The following is a 16,528-nucleotide window of genomic DNA, read 5'->3' as shown; positions in this document are numbered from 1 at the left end:
GTTTCTTTGCTGGGGGTGTAATGTATTTTCTCGTTGCACAGCACCGAGAGAAATCTCAGTGACGTGGACTGCGCCCGTAGCTCAACGGATAGAGCATCTGACTACGGATCAGAAGGTTAGGGGTTCGAATCCCTTCGGGCGCACCAACGGAAACCCAGTTCATCCACTTGATGGACTGGGTTTTCTGGCGTTTCAGGGCGGTCTCGGGTGAGCGCATCGCGGGCCCCCAGCGTTCTGCGGGCCCGCGATATGACTACCGCGGCCGCTCATCCTCGCTCGGCAGCGGTGCGGGGGCCTCGAGCAGCTCGATGCGGGCACCGAGGTTTTCGGCATGAATGAGCTGCTGTACCCAGGCGGCGCTACCCGGCTGGATGCGCAGCACCGGGCGGGAACTAATCTGCGTGGAGTTATTCGGGGTGGAATTACTCCGCGCCTCAAAGCGGACGCGGGAGCGATAACCGAAATCCACCAGCTCGCCAATATTCGGCGCGGAGGTGGTGAGATGCGTGCGGGCGTCGTTAAGCAACTCCAGTGCCTCATCCAAGGCGGTGAGTACCGCCTCGTGGTTGGTCTCGCACATGGCGCGCACCAGCGAGGGCGCCGAGCTGGCCACACGGGTGCCATCGCGGAAGGAACCGGCGGCCAGCGATAGGGCGAGCGGGCCGCCATTATCGCCGACCACGGCGAGGGCCTCGGCGAGCAGGTGGGGCACATGCGAGATGCGCGCCACCGCGGAATCGTGGTGATCGCTGCGGGCCGGGATGACCTCCGCCCCCACCTTGCTGGCCATGCGCACGCAATCCACCCACAGCCGCAGCCAGTCCTCATCCACAGCCTCGGGGTGCTCTGCTGCATAGTCGAAGGTAATCACCCACGCGGCGCCCTTGAAGAGGTCATCGTGGGCGGCCGACCAGCCGGAATCGGCGGTTCCAGCCATGGGGTGCCCGCCCACATAGCGGCCTTCCATGCCGCGGGCGCGCACCTCGGCGAGCACCGCCGATTTCACACTCACCACATCGGTGATGCCGCAGGACGGGGCGTAGCTGGCGATGGCATCGAGCATGGTGCCGATCGCCGGCATCGGCACCGCCAACACAATCAAGGCGCCTTCCTGTTCAGCGCGCTCGAGGGTGGGCTCGAGCTGCGAGGAGACGTCATAGCCCTCATCTTGGGCCGTAGACACGGCGGAGGGGGAGCGGTTAAAGCCAAAGCAGGCGTGGCCGGCGTGGTGCAGATCGCGCAGCAAGGAGCCGCCGATCAGCCCGAGCCCGAGGATGCAGACGGGACGAGAAATGTTATGCGGGATCATCCGACAAGTGTGGCACAAAACGACTACGGTTACGTGGTATGAGTGCCGATCGCGTCGACTTTTCTGTGGTGGTTACCCTCAACAACGGCCAATGGCAGGTGCAGCGCTACAAAGATGACTTTGAAAGCCTAGACACCTCCATCGCCGCCGTGCGCAGCCTCCGCGCGGAAGGCCCAGCCTTCGCCCTGCTGTGCAGCGAGGATGATTATTTCATCATCGTCCGGCCCACTCCGTCGCGAGTGTTCGCCCTGCTGTCCGACGCCACTTACGCCCTCGACGATGACCTTGCCGAGGACGTGCTCAATGAGCTCGGCATCGACCTGCCTGATCTGGACGAGGACGAGCTCGATGACGTCGACCCATGGGCCGAAGGCGACTTCACCATTTTGGAGGACGTCGGCCTGTCCGAGCAGGTGATGGACGTGATCCTCGACGATGATGAGCTCTGGCCCTCCGAAGCGGTGATGAAGATCGCAGAAGAGCTCGGTTTCGAGGAACAACTCGCCGATGCCACCGGCCTCGAGCTCTCCTAAGGGCGTGCTGCCCGAGCCGCAGTACCTTAAGCAGGCCCGCGCGCTCATGCGCCGCGCCCTCGAAGTGGCAGCGGATACACCCGCCGGGGATGTTCCCGTGGGCGCGGTGATTGTGGACCCGTGGGGCCAAGAGGTGGCGCGGGCAACGAATCGTCGAGAAGCCGATGCCGATCCCACCGCCCACGCCGAGGTGCTCGCTATCCGCGCAGCCGTACAGCAGCTCGGCGATGGCTGGCGGCTCGAGGACTGCACTCTCGTCGTCACTCTCGAGCCCTGCGCCATGTGCGCCGGCGCGGCCATCGGCGCTAGGGTGGGGCGCATTATCTTCGGAGCGTACGAGCCCAAAACTGGGGCCTGCGGATCCGTCTATGACATCCCTTTAGATCCGCTCACGGTGCACCATCCTGAACTTATTGGGGGCATATTGCGAGAAGAATGCGAGCGGCTTATGCAGGGGTTTTTCCGTAACCTACGCAATGGTGGGTAACAATTGGGTCTCAAAAGCAACCCGACGTGGCGCGAGAGGGATTTCACACCTATTGTCGGTGATTGATAAACGTTCACCAACGGAAGGAGACTCTATGTCTGACTTTGAAAACGCAAAGGACGATCTCGTAGGCAAGGCCAAGGAAGGCTTCGGCGAGGCTACCGGCAACGACGACGTCAAGAACGAGGGCAAGGCCGATCAGGTTAAGTCCGAGGTCAAGGACAAGGTCGAGGAAGCCGGCGAAGCCATCAAGGACAAGGCCAACGAGGTTTTCGGTAAGTTCAAGAACTAAAAAGATCGCTCCGGCGCCACTGAATCATTAGCGCCAAGTTGATGAGCCTGATCCGCTGCGCGCGGCCACTGGACAACGGTGCTGCGCCAGCGGATTTGGTGTATCTACGCACCCGCCCGTAACCTATTACGCGGTGGCGTGTCCGAGCGGCCGAAGGTGCTCGCCTCGAAAGCGAGTGTAGGGTAATCCCCTACCGAGGGTTCAAATCCCTCCGCCACCGCGCGATAAAGCTCCCGAGAGATCCTGTGCAGGATAGCTCGGGAGCTTTTCTCTGTCTGCCGTGCATTCGCCCGAGATCAGGCTCTAGGGTTGGGCCTAGGGCGGGATTATGCCAGCTCACACGGGGTAGTGCTGCAGGGATAATGGGGTGACCGGTGGCAGCTGGGAGAGCGGGGTGGATCGCTGAACGCCCGTGTGTGGGTGATATTGGCCCCACTCGGCCCTAACTGGTTATAAACACTATCCCCACGGGCTATATCCAGGTAGGCTGGAAGGTGACATTAAGCCACGTGATTGGGAAGGCGATACACGATGAGCAAAGAGCAAATTATTGTTGCTGCCGTAGATGGCTCGGAGGCCTCCAAGACCGCCGTGCGCTGGGCCGCTAACACCGCTATGAAGCGCGGCGAGCCCCTTCGTCTGGCCGCAAGCTATGCCATGCCCCAGTTCCTCTATGCAGAGGGCATGGTGCCGCCGCAGGAGCTTTTCGACGACCTGCAAAAGGAAACTCTCGAGAAGATTGAAGAAGCCCGTGCGATCGCGCACGAGGTGGCGCCCGATATCAAGATCGGCCACACCATCGCTGAGGGCTCGCCCATTGACATGCTGCTGGAGATGTCCAAGGACGTCACCATGATCGTCATGGGCTCCCGCGGCTTGGGTGGGCTGTCCGGCATGGTGATGGGTTCGGTCTCTGCCGCAGTGGTCAGCCACTCCTATAACCCGGTCGTGGTGGTCCGCGAGGACAGCCAAGTGCTGGATTCCACCAAGTACGGCCCCGTGGTCGTCGGCGTGGATGGCTCGGGAGTCTCGGAAAAGGCCACCGCCTATGCTTTCGCTGAGGCGGATGCCCGCGGCGCTGAGTTGAACGCGGTGCACACTTGGATGGATATGCAGGTGCAAACCTCCCTCGCTGGCCTTGCCGCTGCCCAGCAGCAGTGGGCAAGCGTGGAGCGGGAGCAGGCAGAAATGCTGGACGAGCGTCTGGCTCCCTTCATCGAGCGCTACCCGAACGTGAAGGTGAACAAGATTGTCACCCGCGATCGCCCGGTGCGCGCCCTAGTGGATGCCGCCGAAGGTGCCCAGCTGCTCGTGGTGGGCTCCCATGGACGCGGCGGCTTCAAGGGCATGCTGCTGGGTTCCACCTCGCGGGCCCTGCTGCAGTCCGCCCCGTGCCCGATGATGGTGGTCCGCCCAGATTCCGATCCTGATTAAAGCCAAACCTAATATTAAGGTTTGGACACGATTTGAGTGCGGAATGTCCTGAGGGTAGCTTTTAGAGTTTCTGCTCTGTAAAACGGGTAGGAGCACCATACAGCACATGTATGACTAAAAGTTAGTGGTGCCCGCACTAGGCGGGCACCACAGAGAAAGGACAGAACATGCTCGGACTTGGATTCTTTGGATGGATCATTATCGGCGGCCTCGCAGGCTGGATTGCCTCTAAGATCATGGGCACCGATGCTCAGATGGGCATCGGCATGAACATCCTCGTCGGTGTTGCCGGCGGCCTCATCGGTGGCCTGATCCTCGGCCTTGCCCTGGACGTAGAGTCCGGTGGCTGGTGGTTCAGCTTCTTCACCTGCTTGCTGGGCGCTGTGCTCCTCCTGTGGGTTGTGGGCAAGATCAAGAAGAACTAGTTGATCCCTCGCACAGCCTCCTTTCAGAGGAGGTGACAGCGAGATCACGTTTTAAGCCGTCGGGATGAACCCGGCGGCTTTTCTCATGCGCTGAAGGTTGAAGATACGCGTCGTAGAGCGCGCCCAGCGCTGGGTAGATTCACACTGTCGCCGATTCGCTACCACGGCCCGCCACAAACACGATATGCTGCTAGGAGAGACATAAAACAGACCGGTGCGTCTATATCGCGCAGGGGGTGGCGCTCGACGCGCGCATAGCCCTCGTGTGGCACACAGTAAGGAAGGGTGAGCGGAGAAAGCGATGGCAGCAGCAAAGGGTGCAGGAACCAAGAAGCCTGGTCGGGCACGGCGCAAGAATCGCCCGAGCCCACGGGAGCGGCTCCTCGCCAGCGCCACCGCGCTGTTCACCACCGAGGGCATCCGCGTCATCGGCATTGATCGCGTGCTCCGCGAAGCCGATGTGGCCAAGGCAAGTCTTTATTCACTTTTCGGCTCTAAAGACGCCCTCGTGATCGCTTATCTCGAGGCCCTGGACCAGGACTGGCGGAATGATTGGGAAGAGCGCGTCGCCGATTACGAGGACCCCGAGAAGAAAATCCTCGCGTTTTTTACGAAGGTCATCGAGGACGAACCAGGCAAAGACTTCCGCGGTTCCCACTTTCAAAATGCCGCTAGCGAGTATCCCCGACCCGAAAACGAATCCGAGCAGGGCATCATCAACGCCGCTCTAACCCATCGGAAATGGTTGCAGGAGACCATGACTGCGCTATTGACCGAGAAAAACGGCTACCCCAGCGAGTCCCTAGCCAACCAATTGCTCATCTTCCTCGACGGCGGCCTCGCCGGGGCGAAGCTCACCCACGATATTGCGCCGCTGCTCACCGCCCGCGATCTGGCGAAGCAATTGCTCGGCGCACCACCCGCCGACTACGCCATTTAGCGCTTATCGACGCCTAACTCTGCCGCGGTTTCCGCGGCTTATTCACGTCAGCCATACGGTGCCGCCCGTGATGGGGCTTCAGGTGCCGCATCACGCGCTGCTTGGGGCCGGTGGCCGTATCCTTCCGCCGCAGCACATGCGAGGAGGGCTCTGTGCGCCGCGTGGGGCGCTGCGCGGGGGTGCTCGCGCTCCGCTTCTGCTGCGGCGACCGTGCTGGCTGTGTCGGCTGAGGTGCAGCGGACTGTGCGGGCGTATCCGCGGCGCGGGCGATCTCCGCCATGGCGGGTACTGTGCGCGGCGCCTGCCGGCGCGTGCTGGCAGTGGGGGCGCCCATCGTCTTCTCGTCGAGCCGCAGCGTGATCATCCGGGGCTTCGGCTTCTGGGTGGGTGCCGGCTTCTGCTCCTGCTGCTCGGGATCTGGGGCGGCGGGTGCTGGCTGGGGTAGCGGCTCGCCGCGCTTGAGGGCCCGTTTGTGTTCTTTTTTGGCGGTGCGCAGTGCCTTGGAGGCCTGCTTGGCTTGGGCCTTGGCTTTGGCTACCGCCTCGTCATAGGCTTTGCCCCGCTCTTCGATCATGGCGATCTCTTTGCGGAGCTGCTCCCGCTTGGATGCACCGGCGGTGATGCACTGCAGGCGTCGTCGTCGCACGCCCCATTTCCGCTGCCGGAAGAAGGCTTTCTTCTTGCGATAGTTCTCGCGTCCCTGGTCGCGGTGGGCGATGAACTCCTCGCTCAGCGGGTAGCGGTAGTGCATGATCGCCATGGTGGTCATGGACTGGGTGAGCGTCCACAGGTTATTGCCGAACCAGTAGATGGCGATGGCCACGGGGAAGGGGCCGAGCAGGCCGAAGTAGATGGGGAAGATGGCCGCCATAAACATGAAGGGCAGCATGAACTTCTGCATCTTCACCGCGCTCGGGGAGTTGAAGTCCAAGGTGAAGTAGTTGCGGATCGAGGCGGTGACCATGTTGATCGTGGTGAACACGGAGGCGCAGATCACCAGCGGCAGCACGAAGCGAAACACTTGGTCGTGGCTGGTGTTGAGCAGGGCAAACTGCTCATCAGACATGGCTACGTAGGAGGCAATGGGCACATCGCGGATGCGCACCTGCAAAAAACTCGCCATCTCCTCGGAGCTGAGCATGCCGATAGGCGGGTGGTGGGCGGATTCGATGCCATCGGAGGGCCGCGCCATGCGCAGCATGAGCCGGTAGAGACCAATGAATACGGGGATCTGGATGAGCGCCGGCACGCAACCGGCCGTGGCCGAGTACTGATTCTCCTTGTAGAGCTGCTTGCGTTTGCGCTTCTGCTCTTTGAGTATGACGGGATCGGTTACCAGCCCGTATTCCTTGCGCAGCGCCGCGAGCTGAGGGCGCAGCTTATAGGACATGCGGCTGTTCTTCTGTTGTTTCCAGAAGAAGGGGAAGATGGAGAGTCGGACGGTGATAATCAGGCCGAAGATGGTGAATAGCCAGGCGCGGGATTCGTTCAACCCGAGCCCATCATGAAGCAGGATATGCCAGAGCTTCATTACCCCAGACACGGGGAATACGAGAGCATCAACCATCGAATTCTCCTACTGATAATAAGTAAAAAATCTCCCCCATAACTCTATAGGTTTCCCAGCGCGTTCCCACCCCTGGGCTGCGGCCGAGGCCGATGAGTTGTCTGAAAACACATCCCATGTCTGCTGCTCAGTCGGCCTCTACCACTCAGAGGGCGCGGTATGAATAGTGCTCTCCTTGACACTCTGGCTTAAAATGTCCATCTATGAGCGCCCCTGTCCCTAAATCTGGAAGGCCGGTGCGGGCTTCCCGCCGACCCCGCCCTGGTTGTCACCGTGCCCCGAGCTCTCATGGCCCCGGTGTCGTGCAGATCCTCGGTGAGCTGCTACTGACCATCGGTGTCCTGATCCTGCTCTTTGCCTACTACGAGGCCTATTGGACGAATCTCGAGGCGGGCAAGAAGCAGGCCGCCGCTAATGAAGAGCTCGATCACCAGTGGTCGAATCCGCGTCAGAAGAAGGTCCCCGAGCTGGGCGATGCCTTCGCGCGCATGTATGTGCCGAGTTTCGGCTCGGACTATCATTTCGCCATTCTGGAAGGCACCGACGATCACACGCTGCTCTCGGGCCCAGGCCGCTATACCGAGACCGAAATGCCCGGTGAGGCCGGTAACTTCGCCATCGCGGGCCACCGCGTGGGCAAGGGCGCGCCCTTTAATGATCTCGGCAAGCTCAATACCTGTGATGCCGTGGTGGTGGAGACCCAGGACACCTGGGAGGTCTATCGGGTGCTGCCGATGGATGACGGCGATCAGCGCACCGACTGCTTCACCCCAGAGCAGCGTCAGCGCATCGCCTCGGGCGACTATCACTCGGTCTATGGCCGCACCATCACCACGCCGACGAACGTGTCCGTTCTGGAGACCATCCCCGGGGTGACGGATGATGACCCAGCTGCCCTCAACGCCGAGGCGCTCATGACCATGACCACCTGCCACCCGCAATTCTCTAATGCGGAGCGCATGATTATTCACGCCATGCAGGTGGCCCATTACGATAAACAGGGCGGATTCACCCCGCCGGAGCTGGAGGAACGCTAAATGTATGGATGGATCTGGCGCTTGCTGCCCGGCCCGTGGCCGGTGAAGCTCATTTTGCTCATCGCGCTTTTGGTCGGCGTGTTCTTCCTCTTGATGGACCTAGTGTTCCCGATGATCTCGCCGCTGCTGCCCTATAACGACGTATCCGTCTAGGCCCTAGAGCCCGAGATCGGAGATGACTTGCTCCGCAATCGACTCGGGCTTGATGGTTTGTTCCTGATCGCTGAACACCACCACGCTGGTGGTGCCCTTCGCTACCGCGTACACCGAGTAGCCCTCCAGCCCGGATGAGCCGAGGCTGCCGCGCCCGCCCTGAAAACCGGCGGGCCGCTCGGCTGGCTCGGTGGAGCCCACTGGCGCCGCCCAATCCACCACCTGGCGGGCGATGGCCTCATTTTCGTTATGGCGCACACTCACCAGCACCTGCGGATTATCCCCATAGGACCAAAAAACGCAGGCAGGGGGATCAAAACGGGTATCCAGGCCCTGATCGAGCACGCGCTGGCCATTGGTATTGGCCACAAATTGCGCATCCAGATACGGGCATAGCTCGCCAGTGCCACGGGGTGCCTCGGGGATGGTGTCCACTGCTAGGGCGGGCTGCACATCGCTTGTCGACGCCTCCTCGCTACTATCTTCCGCCGCGTCGGTTTCTGGGCTCGGGGTGGGGGAGGGGTCGGTGCATCCTGCCAGACCAAGGGCCACAACGGTGCCGAAAAGTAGCGGGAGCTGGCGGAGGCGGCGAATAGTCACGGGGTCCATCCTTCGACTAGAGAGTGCGAATAAAAAAACTCAGCCCTCCACATTACTGGGATCAGTACGGTGAGGGGGCTGAGTTGGGCTCAGAGAGGAAAATCCACCTTAAACTCTACTTGGCGTGGGCCTCATAGTAGGCGTCGTAGACCTCTTGGGGGATTTTTCCGCGCGCGGCGACCTTGTAACCATTGTCTTGCGCCCACTTGCGGATCTCGCGGGACTGGTTATTCCGCCCGGTCGCAGCAGCGGCCTTGCGGCGGCCTCGACCTGCGGTGCTCACGGCGCGGCCGGCAGTCATGTACGGCTGCATGTCCTGGCGGAACTTGGCGGCGTTTTCTGCCGACAAATCCAGCACGTACTCACGACCCTCGACGGCGAAGTGGACGATATGGACGGCGTCCTCTTCCAGCGGGGTCTGATCGAGATCATCAAAATACTGGGTGACTTCTCTACGGGCCATGATGTTTCTACCTCTCCTCAAACGATTCTTCGTTCGCTGTCTTTGTTGCAGCTGTGTGCGGTGCACTATGTATAGGGCATATCTGACACCGCGTGCTACCTAAAGACAATAATACAAGAAGAATTGCTTTTTGCAATTAATTTCGATGGGAAAACACTTTGCGTATATATTTTATATGAGAACGCTATCCATAATTACTGAGTAAAACCTAAAGACCCTGCAATTGTCCGAGCGAAAAAAATCGCCCACGCTGACACTCCTCGGTGTGAGGGAGGCAGAGTGGGCGGTCTACGGGGCGGTGAGGTGCCGCAAGACGGGCGGTTAAGACTTCAGCTTGGAATTGATCTCGTGCATGATCTGGTCGAGATCGCGATTAATGGAGGAGTGGGAGCGACGGCGCTGCTCGACGGTCATAAATTCCGCGTTATCCACGGCGGCGTCCAGCTCCTTCAGCCGATCCTCGACATCCATCACAAAACCACGGGGCAACGAGGACTTCTCCACGTTGGCGCTGATGCCCGCGATACGGGCCTTGACGGCTGCGCCGTGGCCGTTGAACTGTGCCAGCTGATCCGGCGCGACTCCGAGCTTGCGGGAGCGCCGCTGAATGCGCTGTTCCTTGACCCAGGTGATGCCGCGATAGACCAGCGGCAGCAGAAGCGGCGCCAAGGTGCGGGCGAAACCAGCATAACGCTTCGCGTTCTTTTTGTTGAACTTGCCGGCCTTGATCTTATCCAGCTCTTGCTGGGCGCGCTTACGCTCGTGCTTGCGCTTGTTCTTCATGCCCTTATGATCCGCCTTGAGCAGGTTTTTTTCCTGCTTAGCGAGGAGCTTATTGCGCTTGTACTCCAGCTTTGCGGCCTCCTTGGCTTCCTTCTTGGCGCGCGCCTTAGCGGCCTTGATTTCGGCCTTGGACTTTAAGCGTGCCTTTCGGATTGTGCGGAACAAACCCATGCTGCACTCCTTGTTGCATTGAGCCTCACAGGTGTGGGGCGTTGTCTTCTGCCGGTTGAGAATACCGTGTCTCTTTATTCTGCGCCCAAGTCTACAGTGTGGATTCTCAGATTCCTCGAACGGTGCGGGCGGCAGGTGGGCGCGGATGCGCCCCTGCTTAGCGATCGCTGACGATAATGCGCCCCTTGGCGCCGCGCTCTGCGTCGATGAACTGGTGATTCACAAATGTATAGGTTCCGGCCTCTGGGAAGCGGGCCTCCACAAATCCACCTTGGGCGGCCAAGAGCCCGAGCGCCTGGCCGCCGCCACTGTCCGCGGCCTCGCGCAGCTGGTAGGCGCCTTCCTTATACATCGTGTGAAACTGGGTGCCCACAATATGGAAGCTACTGGCGATATTTGGCCCCGCATTAACCACCCAGAAGCGCGCAGTCTGGCCGGGGCGCATGGTCAGGGGCGCGGCCATATATCCGAACTCGAGGCCATTAAACACCGTGGCGTCGGGCCGCAGGGCGCGGAGTGCGGCCTCGTCTACCGGATGCTCCGCGGTGGTGTCGAGGCCATAGACCTCGGACTGGACCAGAATGTATTCGTGATCCACGGGCGCTAGATCGGGTGGGTCGATGATGACGGCGCCGAACATGCCGGCCGCAAGATGCAGCGACATCGGCGCGGTACCGCAGTGATAGAGCCATGCCCCTGCGTGTTCGGCGCGGAAACGGTAGAGCAGCTGCTCTCCTGGGGCGATATCGCGCATCACCTCATTGGGGCTGACCATGCCGGCATGAAAATCCACAGAGTGGCTCATTGAGCCGTTGTTGATCAGGGTGATCTCAAAGATGTCGCCGACACGGCCGCGCAGAGTCGGCCCGCTCAGTCCGCCATTGAAAGTCCAGCGCCCGCGAGTGCGGTCATTAATGCGGAACTCTGTTTCGCTGACCTCGATGGTGTGGCGGTGCACCGTGGATGACGGCGCAGGGGCGAGTTCTGGGTCGGCGGCCATGGCGGGGTCGATCTTCTCCGGAGGGGTGACCGCCGCAGCCGACGGGGCAGCCTGGGGTGTGGGAGCGTCGTGGGGGAGCGCATCGCCATCGACGGTGATCTGCAGGGTCATGCCCTGCAACCTATGCCCAGCGATCGAGCACCAGCCCTCCACCGGCCCCGTGATCACCCCAGCGTCCAGCTGTACCGATTCGCCCGCCGGGATGCGGCCGGTGGCCTGCCCGGTGGCGAGCACCAGATCGTGGACCTGGGAGCTATCGGTGTTGTGCACCGTCAGGAGCAGGCGGTGCCCACGCGGTACCGCGAGTGTCGCTGGGCTAAAGCGCATATCGTGTGCCTCCACGGTGAGCTCAGTGGTGCCGCTCTGCTCGGTGGTGCCCATACCGGGCGCCGGTGCGGGCGTGGTGGCGGAGGAGAGTGCGAAGAGGCTGCACAGCAGCGCCAGCACGGCGATCCCCGCCGTGATCTGATGCGCCGGGGTGTGGGTGCGTGGGGCGGGGCCCTCGCGGGTGCCGGCCAGCACCGCCCGTTGGGCGCGCCGGGAACTCAGTAGCAGCGGCAAAAAGGCCGCGAGGGCACCGGTGGCCAGGATCGAGGCCGCCACCTTCAACCAGCTAGAGCCCAGCGGCAGCAGCCAGATCAGCAGGCCGCCATTGAGCATGGTCCACCGCAGCAGCCCCGCGGTCTGGAGGCGATACAGTCCAGCGCGGACCGCGGCCGGGCCGCCGCCCAGCATGCTGGGGAGCAGGAAGGAGAGGGTGCCGATCAGCAACTGGGCGGCGAAGCCCACGAGGAGCGCTAGGACGGGCAGGTCGGGAGACTGGCCGCGCAGCAGAGTGGCGCTGAGGATCCCAGTGGAGCCGATGAGCCAGAGGGGTGCGGTGGCCAGTGCCAGTGAGGAGAAGGTGATGCGATCGCGCGGGACGGCGAGGACTGCGCGCATCACGGGAATCCAGCTGAGCCAGCGCCCCAGCCAGCCGAGAGTGTAAAGGGCCAGGCCCACCCCGACGAGCGGCAGATGCTGCAGGCGCAGCCCGCAGAGGGCAACCACGATCCCGCCGCCGAGAACCCCGGCGATAGGCCCATCGAAACGAAAGGAGCCCTGGGCGCGCCAGATGGTGGGGAAAAGCAGCGCGGCCGCGCCGGCCGCAGTCAGGCCGACGAAGCCGAAGACATTGGTGATCACGTGCCCGAGGATCGCGGTGGAGCCGGTTTTGGCGCTGATCGTGCTGACCTGCGCCAGGGCGGTATCGAGCACGTCATAGACAAAGACGCCCTGGGCCAGAACAAATAGCCACAGGGAGGGGCCGAAGCGCTGTGGGCGGCGGGTGCTGCGGCGCAGCAGGATGAGGTGGAGGGCATTGGCCAGCACGCTGAGGGCGACGATCGTGGCGCCAAGACTTAAGACGGGGGCGTCCCAGTCCAGTGCCGGGGTGAGCAGCTGGCCGAGCAGCACGCCCACGATGCCGAGGTTTAACCCACCGATGATCCACGCTCGGGTGCGGAAGGTGGCCGGTGTGGGGCGCAGGTGCAGCAGCTGGTCGCTGAGCTGGCAGGACCAGATGAGAATGGAGTTGCTCAGAACGCCCAGAGTGAAGGTGTGGGTGAGCACCCACTGGTTATGGGGGATGAAGGGGTGCGCCACGGAGATTAAGACAAGCGCGATTAGCCACACCGTGGCGGGCAGCGCCCGCTGCCGGCCGCGGCGGCTTCGAGTATCGGCGCGGGTCGACGGAGTGGGCAGGGGGAGCACACCAGCATTCATAGCCACGAGTTTATCCGTGGAAAATGCGGCCTCCAATTAGGGGAGGGCGGAGGGCTCGGAGCGTCGTGAAGCGACAAAGAGCACTCCGCCAATGCCGAGGGTGAGTGTGCTCACCGCGGCCAAGCCAAGGATCAGCCCCGTCCAGCTGGTGGCGTCGAAAAGCAATCCAGACAGCCAGCCGAACACGGAAGAACCCAAGTAGTAGCAGGCCACGTACGTGCTGGAGGCCTCCGCGCGGTTCTCCACGGCGGTGTGGCCCACCCAAGCCGAGGCCGTGGAGTGGACGACGAAGAAGGCGGCAGTAAAGACCAAAATCGCCGCGAGAAGCACGCCCAATTGTGGGGCGAGGCACACCAGCAGCGCGATTAGGGACGTGCCGGCGCCGCACACCAGGGTGATGCCGGAGCCATATTTGCTGCTCCACACCCCGGCCCGGGCCGAGGACCAAGTGCCCGCCAAGTAGAGGAGGAAGACCACGCCGACCAGCGCCTCGCTGAGGCCGAAATCATTGATGAGGACGAAGCCCACATAGTTATAGAGCGAGACGAATACCCCCATGGCCAGCCCGGCGATGAGGAAGAGCCCCGCAAGCCGCGGGTTTTTCCAGTGTCCGGCCATGGCCTGCAGCTCGCCGCGGAAGCGGAGCCTTTTGGGCTGGAAGCGGCGCTGCGGGGGCAGGACGATGATCGCAATGATCGCGCAGATGCCGGCGAAGAGCAGATTGGCCCCGAGCGCCCAGCGCCACGTGGACAGTTCCAGGACGCCGGCGGGGATGAGGCGGCCGGAGAGTCCGCCGAGGGAGGTGCCGGCGATATAGACCCCAATGGCCTTCGCTAGCGCGGCGGGGGCGAGTTCCTCCGAGAGCAGCGCCATGGCCACTGCGGGCACGCCGGCGATCATCGCCCCTTGGAGGCCGCGGCCAATAATCAGCCAGGTGGCCGTCGGGGAGAAGGGGAGGAGCAGTCCGATGAGGATGCTGGCGATCAGCGAGATCGTCATGATCCGCCCCCGCCCAAAGCGCTCCGAGAGGATTGAGGCCGGTACGACGCACAGTGCCAGCGCGCCGGTGGTCGCGGAGACCGTGAGCGCGCTGATCGTTGGGGTGATCTCGAAGGCGGTGGTCAGCCGTGGCAGCATCGCCTGCGTGCAGTAGAGCGTGTTGAAGGCCGCGAGACCCGCCGCGAGGGTCGCTCCCAGGACGCGGCGATAGTCGGGGTCGGTGCGCTCGAGGCCAGGCGGCAGCGTGGCGGCGTCGGCGCTGCTGGTGCCGTCCGCAGATGCGGGGCGGCTCGGGGGTGTGACGGACATGCACACCATGGTGCGCTAACAGCGATGATTAGTAAAATGTAGAAAAAAGAGAAGTTCCATGCATTTTCGGTATATAGCCTCGGGGAGGGCATATGAGCTCTGTGAGTATCGAGGACCTGCGGGTATTTGTGGCCATCGCCCGCAATCAGCACATCACCGCCACCGCTGATGAACTCGGCATGGCCCAACCCACCGTGACGCGGGTGCTGCAGCGCGTCGAACGCGAGGTGGGAGCCGAACTCTTCGAGCGCCGCGGCCGCACCCTCGTGATTAATACCCGCGGCGAGACGCTGCGCCGCGCCGGGGAGAGCATCATCGCCCGCTTCGATGCCGCCCAGCTGGATATTTCGCGGCTGCTTGATCCCGAACATGGCACCATCCGCCTCGACTTCATGCATTCACTGGGCACGTGGATGGTGCCGGATCTCATCCGCGATTATCGCCGCGCCCACCCAGGGGTGCACTTCGCCCTGCACCAGGGCCCCGCCTCGGGGCTGATCGAGCGGGTGCACGCCGATGAGGCCGATCTGGCCCTGGTCGGGCCGCATCCCCGCGGGGTTGCCGCCGACGCCCTGCACTGGCGTCAGCTCTACCGGCAGCCCTTGGCGGTGGCCTGCCCCATCGGCCATCGCTTGGCCGCGGCTGGTTCGGCGCCGATCAGCATGGAGGAGGTGGACGGTCAGCCCTTTATCGCCACCAAGGTGGGCTATGGCACCCGGCAATTGCTCGATGATCTCGTGGCCGCCTCTGGGATCACCGCGCCGGTGGCCTTCGACTCCATGGAGCTGTCCACCGTCGCCGGGCTGGTGAGCGCGGGGCTGGGAGTGGCGCTGCTGCCGATGAACGATCCGTATCTGACCGGCGGGACAGCCCAGCAGGGATTCGTGCTACGCCCGCTGCGCCCGGCCTGCTACCGCGAGCTCGGCCTCGTGTGGCGCGCCACGGGGGAACTCACCCCCGCAGCGGAGCAGTTTCGACGCTGGGTGCTGGAGAAGATTCCGCCCGCTGGCCAGCCCGAGTAGGCCACCGCCGCGGCGGGATGTGAGATTTCACCCGAATAACGGGCCCTTCATTGGTCCTTAGCCAGGGCGCGCGTAGCATAAGTAGCCACTGTATGTCCTCTACCGTCTTCAGAAAGGGCGGCTGATTCCCCATGACGACTGTCGCAGTAGTTGGCGCCACCGGCCAGGTCGGTCGCGTGATGCGCACCCTGCTCGAAGAGCGCAACTTCCCGCTCGACGCTATCCGCTTCTTCGCCTCCAAGCGCTCCGCCGGCACTACCCTCACCTACGACGGTAAGGACGTGGAGGTCGAGGATCTCGCCGAGGCCACCGTGGACTCGCTGCAGGGCATCGACATCGCCTTGTTCTCTGCGGGCGGCTCCACCTCCAAGCAGTACGCCCCGCTCTTCGCCGAGGCCGGTGCCACCGTGGTGGATAACTCCTCCGCATGGCGCAAGGACGATGAGGTGCCGCTGATCGTCTCCGAGGTGAACCCGGAGGCCAAGAACGAGGTGCCCAAGGGCATCATCGCCAACCCGAACTGCACCACCATGGCCGCGATGCCGGTGCTCAAGCCGCTGCACGACAAGGCTGGGCTGAAGGTGCTGCACGTCTCCTCCTACCAGGCTGTGTCCGGCTCCGGCTTGGCTGGGGTGCAGGCACTGGCCGAGCAAAGCCGAGCAGTGGAGGCCTCCGCCGAGCAGCTCGCCCTCGACGGCTCCGTGCTCAACCCCACCGACCTCGGCCCCTATGTGGCCCCGATCGCCTTCAACGCCGTGCCGCTGGCCGGCAACATGGTCGACGATGGTTCCCTCGAAACCGATGAGGAGCAGAAGCTGCGCAACGAGTCCCGCAAGATCCTCGGCATCCCCGAGCTGCGCGTCTCCGGCACCTGCGTGCGCATCCCCGTCTTTACTGGCCACACCCTGACCATCCACGCCCAGTTTGAGAACTCTCTCAGTGTGGAGGAGGCCAAGCAGCTGCTGGCCGATGCCCCCGGTGTGGAGCTGGTAGACGTGCCCACCCCGCTGGCCGCCGCCGGCACCGACCCCTCGCTCGTGGGTCGTATCCGCCAGGACCAGACCGTGGACGATAACAAGGGCCTGATCCTCGTGGTCTCCGGCGATAACCTGCGCAAGGGCGCGGCGCTGAACACCATCCAGATCGCCGAACTGTTGGTCTAAACGCCCACACAGCCGCGCATAGCTCAGCCACCGATTCGCCACTAGGGCAGTCGGTGGCTGTGGTGTATCAGCGGGTA

17 protein-coding genes and 2 tRNA genes are annotated in these 16,528 nt (G+C 62.9%); 12 read left to right on the top strand and 7 right to left on the bottom strand.

What is annotated here, in order from left to right:
• Positions 1 to 70: 70 nt before the first annotated feature.
• Positions 71 to 146, top strand: a tRNA-Arg gene (locus GBB11_RS04935).
• Positions 147 to 253: 107 nt separating this feature from the next.
• On the opposite strand, the gene GBB11_RS04930 is transcribed toward GBB11_RS04935, so the two are convergent.
• Positions 254 to 1,309, bottom strand: a complete 1,056-nt coding sequence (locus GBB11_RS04930; protein WP_151550319.1) for a prephenate dehydrogenase — start codon at positions 1,307 to 1,309, stop codon at positions 254 to 256.
• A 38-nt stretch (positions 1,310 to 1,347) separates the two neighbouring features.
• Between GBB11_RS04930 and GBB11_RS04925 the strand changes: the two genes are divergently transcribed.
• The 7 genes from GBB11_RS04925 to GBB11_RS04895 all read left to right on the top strand — a co-directional run bounded on the left by GBB11_RS04925 (position 1,348) and on the right by GBB11_RS04895 (position 5,420).
• The gene (locus GBB11_RS04925; RefSeq protein WP_151530396.1) at positions 1,348 to 1,842 is read left to right on the top strand and encodes a tRNA adenosine deaminase-associated protein; all 495 of its coding nucleotides are present in this window, start codon (positions 1,348 to 1,350) and stop codon (positions 1,840 to 1,842) included.
• Positions 1,817 to 2,329, top strand: coding sequence for a nucleoside deaminase (locus tag GBB11_RS04920; RefSeq protein WP_151550318.1), 513 nt, complete (start codon positions 1,817 to 1,819; stop codon positions 2,327 to 2,329). Before GBB11_RS04925 ends, GBB11_RS04920 begins: the two co-directional genes overlap by 26 nt.
• Positions 2,330 to 2,423: 94 nt before the next feature.
• The gene (locus GBB11_RS04915; RefSeq protein WP_151530398.1) at positions 2,424 to 2,621 is read left to right on the top strand and encodes a CsbD family protein; all 198 of its coding nucleotides are present in this window, start codon (positions 2,424 to 2,426) and stop codon (positions 2,619 to 2,621) included.
• 132 nt (positions 2,622 to 2,753) lie between these two features.
• Positions 2,754 to 2,841 (top strand) — tRNA-Ser (locus GBB11_RS04910).
• 311 nt (positions 2,842 to 3,152) lie between these two features.
• Positions 3,153 to 4,055, top strand: coding sequence for a universal stress protein (locus GBB11_RS04905; RefSeq protein WP_151550317.1), 903 nt, complete (start codon positions 3,153 to 3,155; stop codon positions 4,053 to 4,055).
• 167 nt (positions 4,056 to 4,222) lie between these two features.
• Positions 4,223 to 4,480, top strand: coding sequence for a GlsB/YeaQ/YmgE family stress response membrane protein (locus GBB11_RS04900; RefSeq protein ID WP_151550316.1), 258 nt, complete (start codon positions 4,223 to 4,225; stop codon positions 4,478 to 4,480).
• Between the two features lie 301 nt (positions 4,481 to 4,781).
• The gene (locus tag GBB11_RS04895; protein ID WP_151550315.1) at positions 4,782 to 5,420 is read left to right on the top strand and encodes a TetR/AcrR family transcriptional regulator; all 639 of its coding nucleotides are present in this window, start codon (positions 4,782 to 4,784) and stop codon (positions 5,418 to 5,420) included.
• A 13-nt stretch (positions 5,421 to 5,433) separates the two neighbouring features.
• Here the strand turns inward: GBB11_RS04895 and yidC are convergent, their stop codons facing one another.
• A complete protein-coding gene (gene yidC, locus GBB11_RS04890) occupies positions 5,434 to 6,987 on the bottom strand; it encodes a membrane protein insertase YidC (RefSeq protein ID WP_151550314.1) in 1,554 nt (517 codons plus the stop codon).
• Between the two features lie 203 nt (positions 6,988 to 7,190).
• Here yidC and GBB11_RS04885 point away from each other — a divergent pair, with 203 nt between their 5' ends.
• On the top strand, positions 7,191 to 8,024 hold the full coding sequence (locus GBB11_RS04885; protein WP_151550313.1) for a class E sortase: 834 nt from the start codon (positions 7,191 to 7,193) through the stop codon (positions 8,022 to 8,024).
• Positions 8,025 to 8,177, top strand: coding sequence for a hypothetical protein (locus tag GBB11_RS10820; RefSeq protein ID WP_192796170.1), 153 nt, complete (start codon positions 8,025 to 8,027; stop codon positions 8,175 to 8,177).
• A 3-nt stretch (positions 8,178 to 8,180) separates the two neighbouring features.
• On the opposite strand, the gene GBB11_RS04880 is transcribed toward GBB11_RS10820, so the two are convergent.
• The 5 genes from GBB11_RS04880 to GBB11_RS04860 form a co-directional block, all read right to left on the bottom strand.
• The gene (locus tag GBB11_RS04880; RefSeq protein WP_225979310.1) at positions 8,181 to 8,777 is read right to left on the bottom strand and encodes a DUF2020 domain-containing protein; all 597 of its coding nucleotides are present in this window, start codon (positions 8,775 to 8,777) and stop codon (positions 8,181 to 8,183) included.
• A gap of 115 nt (positions 8,778 to 8,892) precedes the next feature.
• The gene (locus GBB11_RS04875) at positions 8,893 to 9,240 is read right to left on the bottom strand and encodes an Lsr2 family protein (protein WP_151530406.1); all 348 of its coding nucleotides are present in this window, start codon (positions 9,238 to 9,240) and stop codon (positions 8,893 to 8,895) included.
• Positions 9,241 to 9,561: 321 nt separating this feature from the next.
• Entirely contained in the window at positions 9,562 to 10,194 is a 633-nt protein-coding gene (locus GBB11_RS04870; RefSeq protein ID WP_151550311.1) for a DUF6474 family protein, read from the bottom strand.
• Positions 10,195 to 10,351: 157 nt separating this feature from the next.
• Positions 10,352 to 12,958, bottom strand: coding sequence for a multicopper oxidase domain-containing protein (locus GBB11_RS04865; protein WP_151550310.1), 2,607 nt, complete (start codon positions 12,956 to 12,958; stop codon positions 10,352 to 10,354).
• Positions 12,959 to 12,994: 36 nt separating this feature from the next.
• Complete coding sequence (locus GBB11_RS04860) at positions 12,995 to 14,266, bottom strand: MFS transporter (protein WP_151550309.1); 1,272 nt, start codon at positions 14,264 to 14,266, stop codon at positions 12,995 to 12,997.
• Positions 14,267 to 14,358: 92 nt separating this feature from the next.
• On the opposite strand from GBB11_RS04860, the gene GBB11_RS04855 reads away from it, so the two are divergent.
• The gene (locus tag GBB11_RS04855) at positions 14,359 to 15,288 is read left to right on the top strand and encodes a LysR family transcriptional regulator (protein WP_151550308.1); all 930 of its coding nucleotides are present in this window, start codon (positions 14,359 to 14,361) and stop codon (positions 15,286 to 15,288) included.
• 131 nt (positions 15,289 to 15,419) lie between these two features.
• Complete coding sequence (locus GBB11_RS04850) at positions 15,420 to 16,451, top strand: aspartate-semialdehyde dehydrogenase (RefSeq protein ID WP_151550307.1); 1,032 nt, start codon at positions 15,420 to 15,422, stop codon at positions 16,449 to 16,451.
• Positions 16,452 to 16,528 lie beyond the last annotated feature (77 nt).

Origin of the sequence: Corynebacterium sp. 74A (assembly GCF_008930665.1) — a bacterium.
GTDB classification, from domain to species: Bacteria; Actinomycetota; Actinomycetes; order Mycobacteriales; family Mycobacteriaceae; genus Corynebacterium; species Corynebacterium megadyptis.
The sequence above is the reverse complement of the archived record's forward strand: the minus strand, read 5'-3'. Positions and strand labels throughout refer to the sequence as shown.

What these genes read in the sequence shown, in the direction of transcription:
- GBB11_RS04895 (WP_151550315.1), top strand. Translation starts at nt 4,782, where the DNA reads ATGGCAGCAGCAAAGGGTGCAGGAACCAAGAAGCCTGGTCGGGCACGG.
- GBB11_RS04870 (WP_151550311.1), bottom strand. Translation starts at nt 10,194, where the DNA reads ATGGGTTTGTTCCGCACAATCCGAAAGGCACGCTTAAAGTCCAAGGCC.
- GBB11_RS10820 (WP_192796170.1), top strand. Translation starts at nt 8,025, where the DNA reads ATGTATGGATGGATCTGGCGCTTGCTGCCCGGCCCGTGGCCGGTGAAG.
- GBB11_RS04930 (WP_151550319.1), bottom strand. Translation starts at nt 1,309, where the DNA reads ATGATCCCGCATAACATTTCTCGTCCCGTCTGCATCCTCGGGCTCGGG.
- GBB11_RS04915 (WP_151530398.1), top strand. Translation starts at nt 2,424, where the DNA reads ATGTCTGACTTTGAAAACGCAAAGGACGATCTCGTAGGCAAGGCCAAG.
- GBB11_RS04885 (WP_151550313.1), top strand. Translation starts at nt 7,191, where the DNA reads ATGAGCGCCCCTGTCCCTAAATCTGGAAGGCCGGTGCGGGCTTCCCGC.
- GBB11_RS04900 (WP_151550316.1), top strand. Translation starts at nt 4,223, where the DNA reads ATGCTCGGACTTGGATTCTTTGGATGGATCATTATCGGCGGCCTCGCA.
- GBB11_RS04875 (WP_151530406.1), bottom strand. Translation starts at nt 9,240, where the DNA reads ATGGCCCGTAGAGAAGTCACCCAGTATTTTGATGATCTCGATCAGACC.
- GBB11_RS04865 (WP_151550310.1), bottom strand. Translation starts at nt 12,958, where the DNA reads ATGAATGCTGGTGTGCTCCCCCTGCCCACTCCGTCGACCCGCGCCGAT.
- GBB11_RS04850 (WP_151550307.1), top strand. Translation starts at nt 15,420, where the DNA reads ATGACGACTGTCGCAGTAGTTGGCGCCACCGGCCAGGTCGGTCGCGTG.
- yidC (WP_151550314.1), bottom strand. Translation starts at nt 6,987, where the DNA reads ATGGTTGATGCTCTCGTATTCCCCGTGTCTGGGGTAATGAAGCTCTGG.
- GBB11_RS04920 (WP_151550318.1), top strand. Translation starts at nt 1,817, where the DNA reads ATGCCACCGGCCTCGAGCTCTCCTAAGGGCGTGCTGCCCGAGCCGCAG.
- GBB11_RS04925 (WP_151530396.1), top strand. Translation starts at nt 1,348, where the DNA reads ATGAGTGCCGATCGCGTCGACTTTTCTGTGGTGGTTACCCTCAACAAC.
- GBB11_RS04855 (WP_151550308.1), top strand. Translation starts at nt 14,359, where the DNA reads ATGAGCTCTGTGAGTATCGAGGACCTGCGGGTATTTGTGGCCATCGCC.
- GBB11_RS04860 (WP_151550309.1), bottom strand. Translation starts at nt 14,266, where the DNA reads ATGTCCGTCACACCCCCGAGCCGCCCCGCATCTGCGGACGGCACCAGC.
- GBB11_RS04905 (WP_151550317.1), top strand. Translation starts at nt 3,153, where the DNA reads ATGAGCAAAGAGCAAATTATTGTTGCTGCCGTAGATGGCTCGGAGGCC.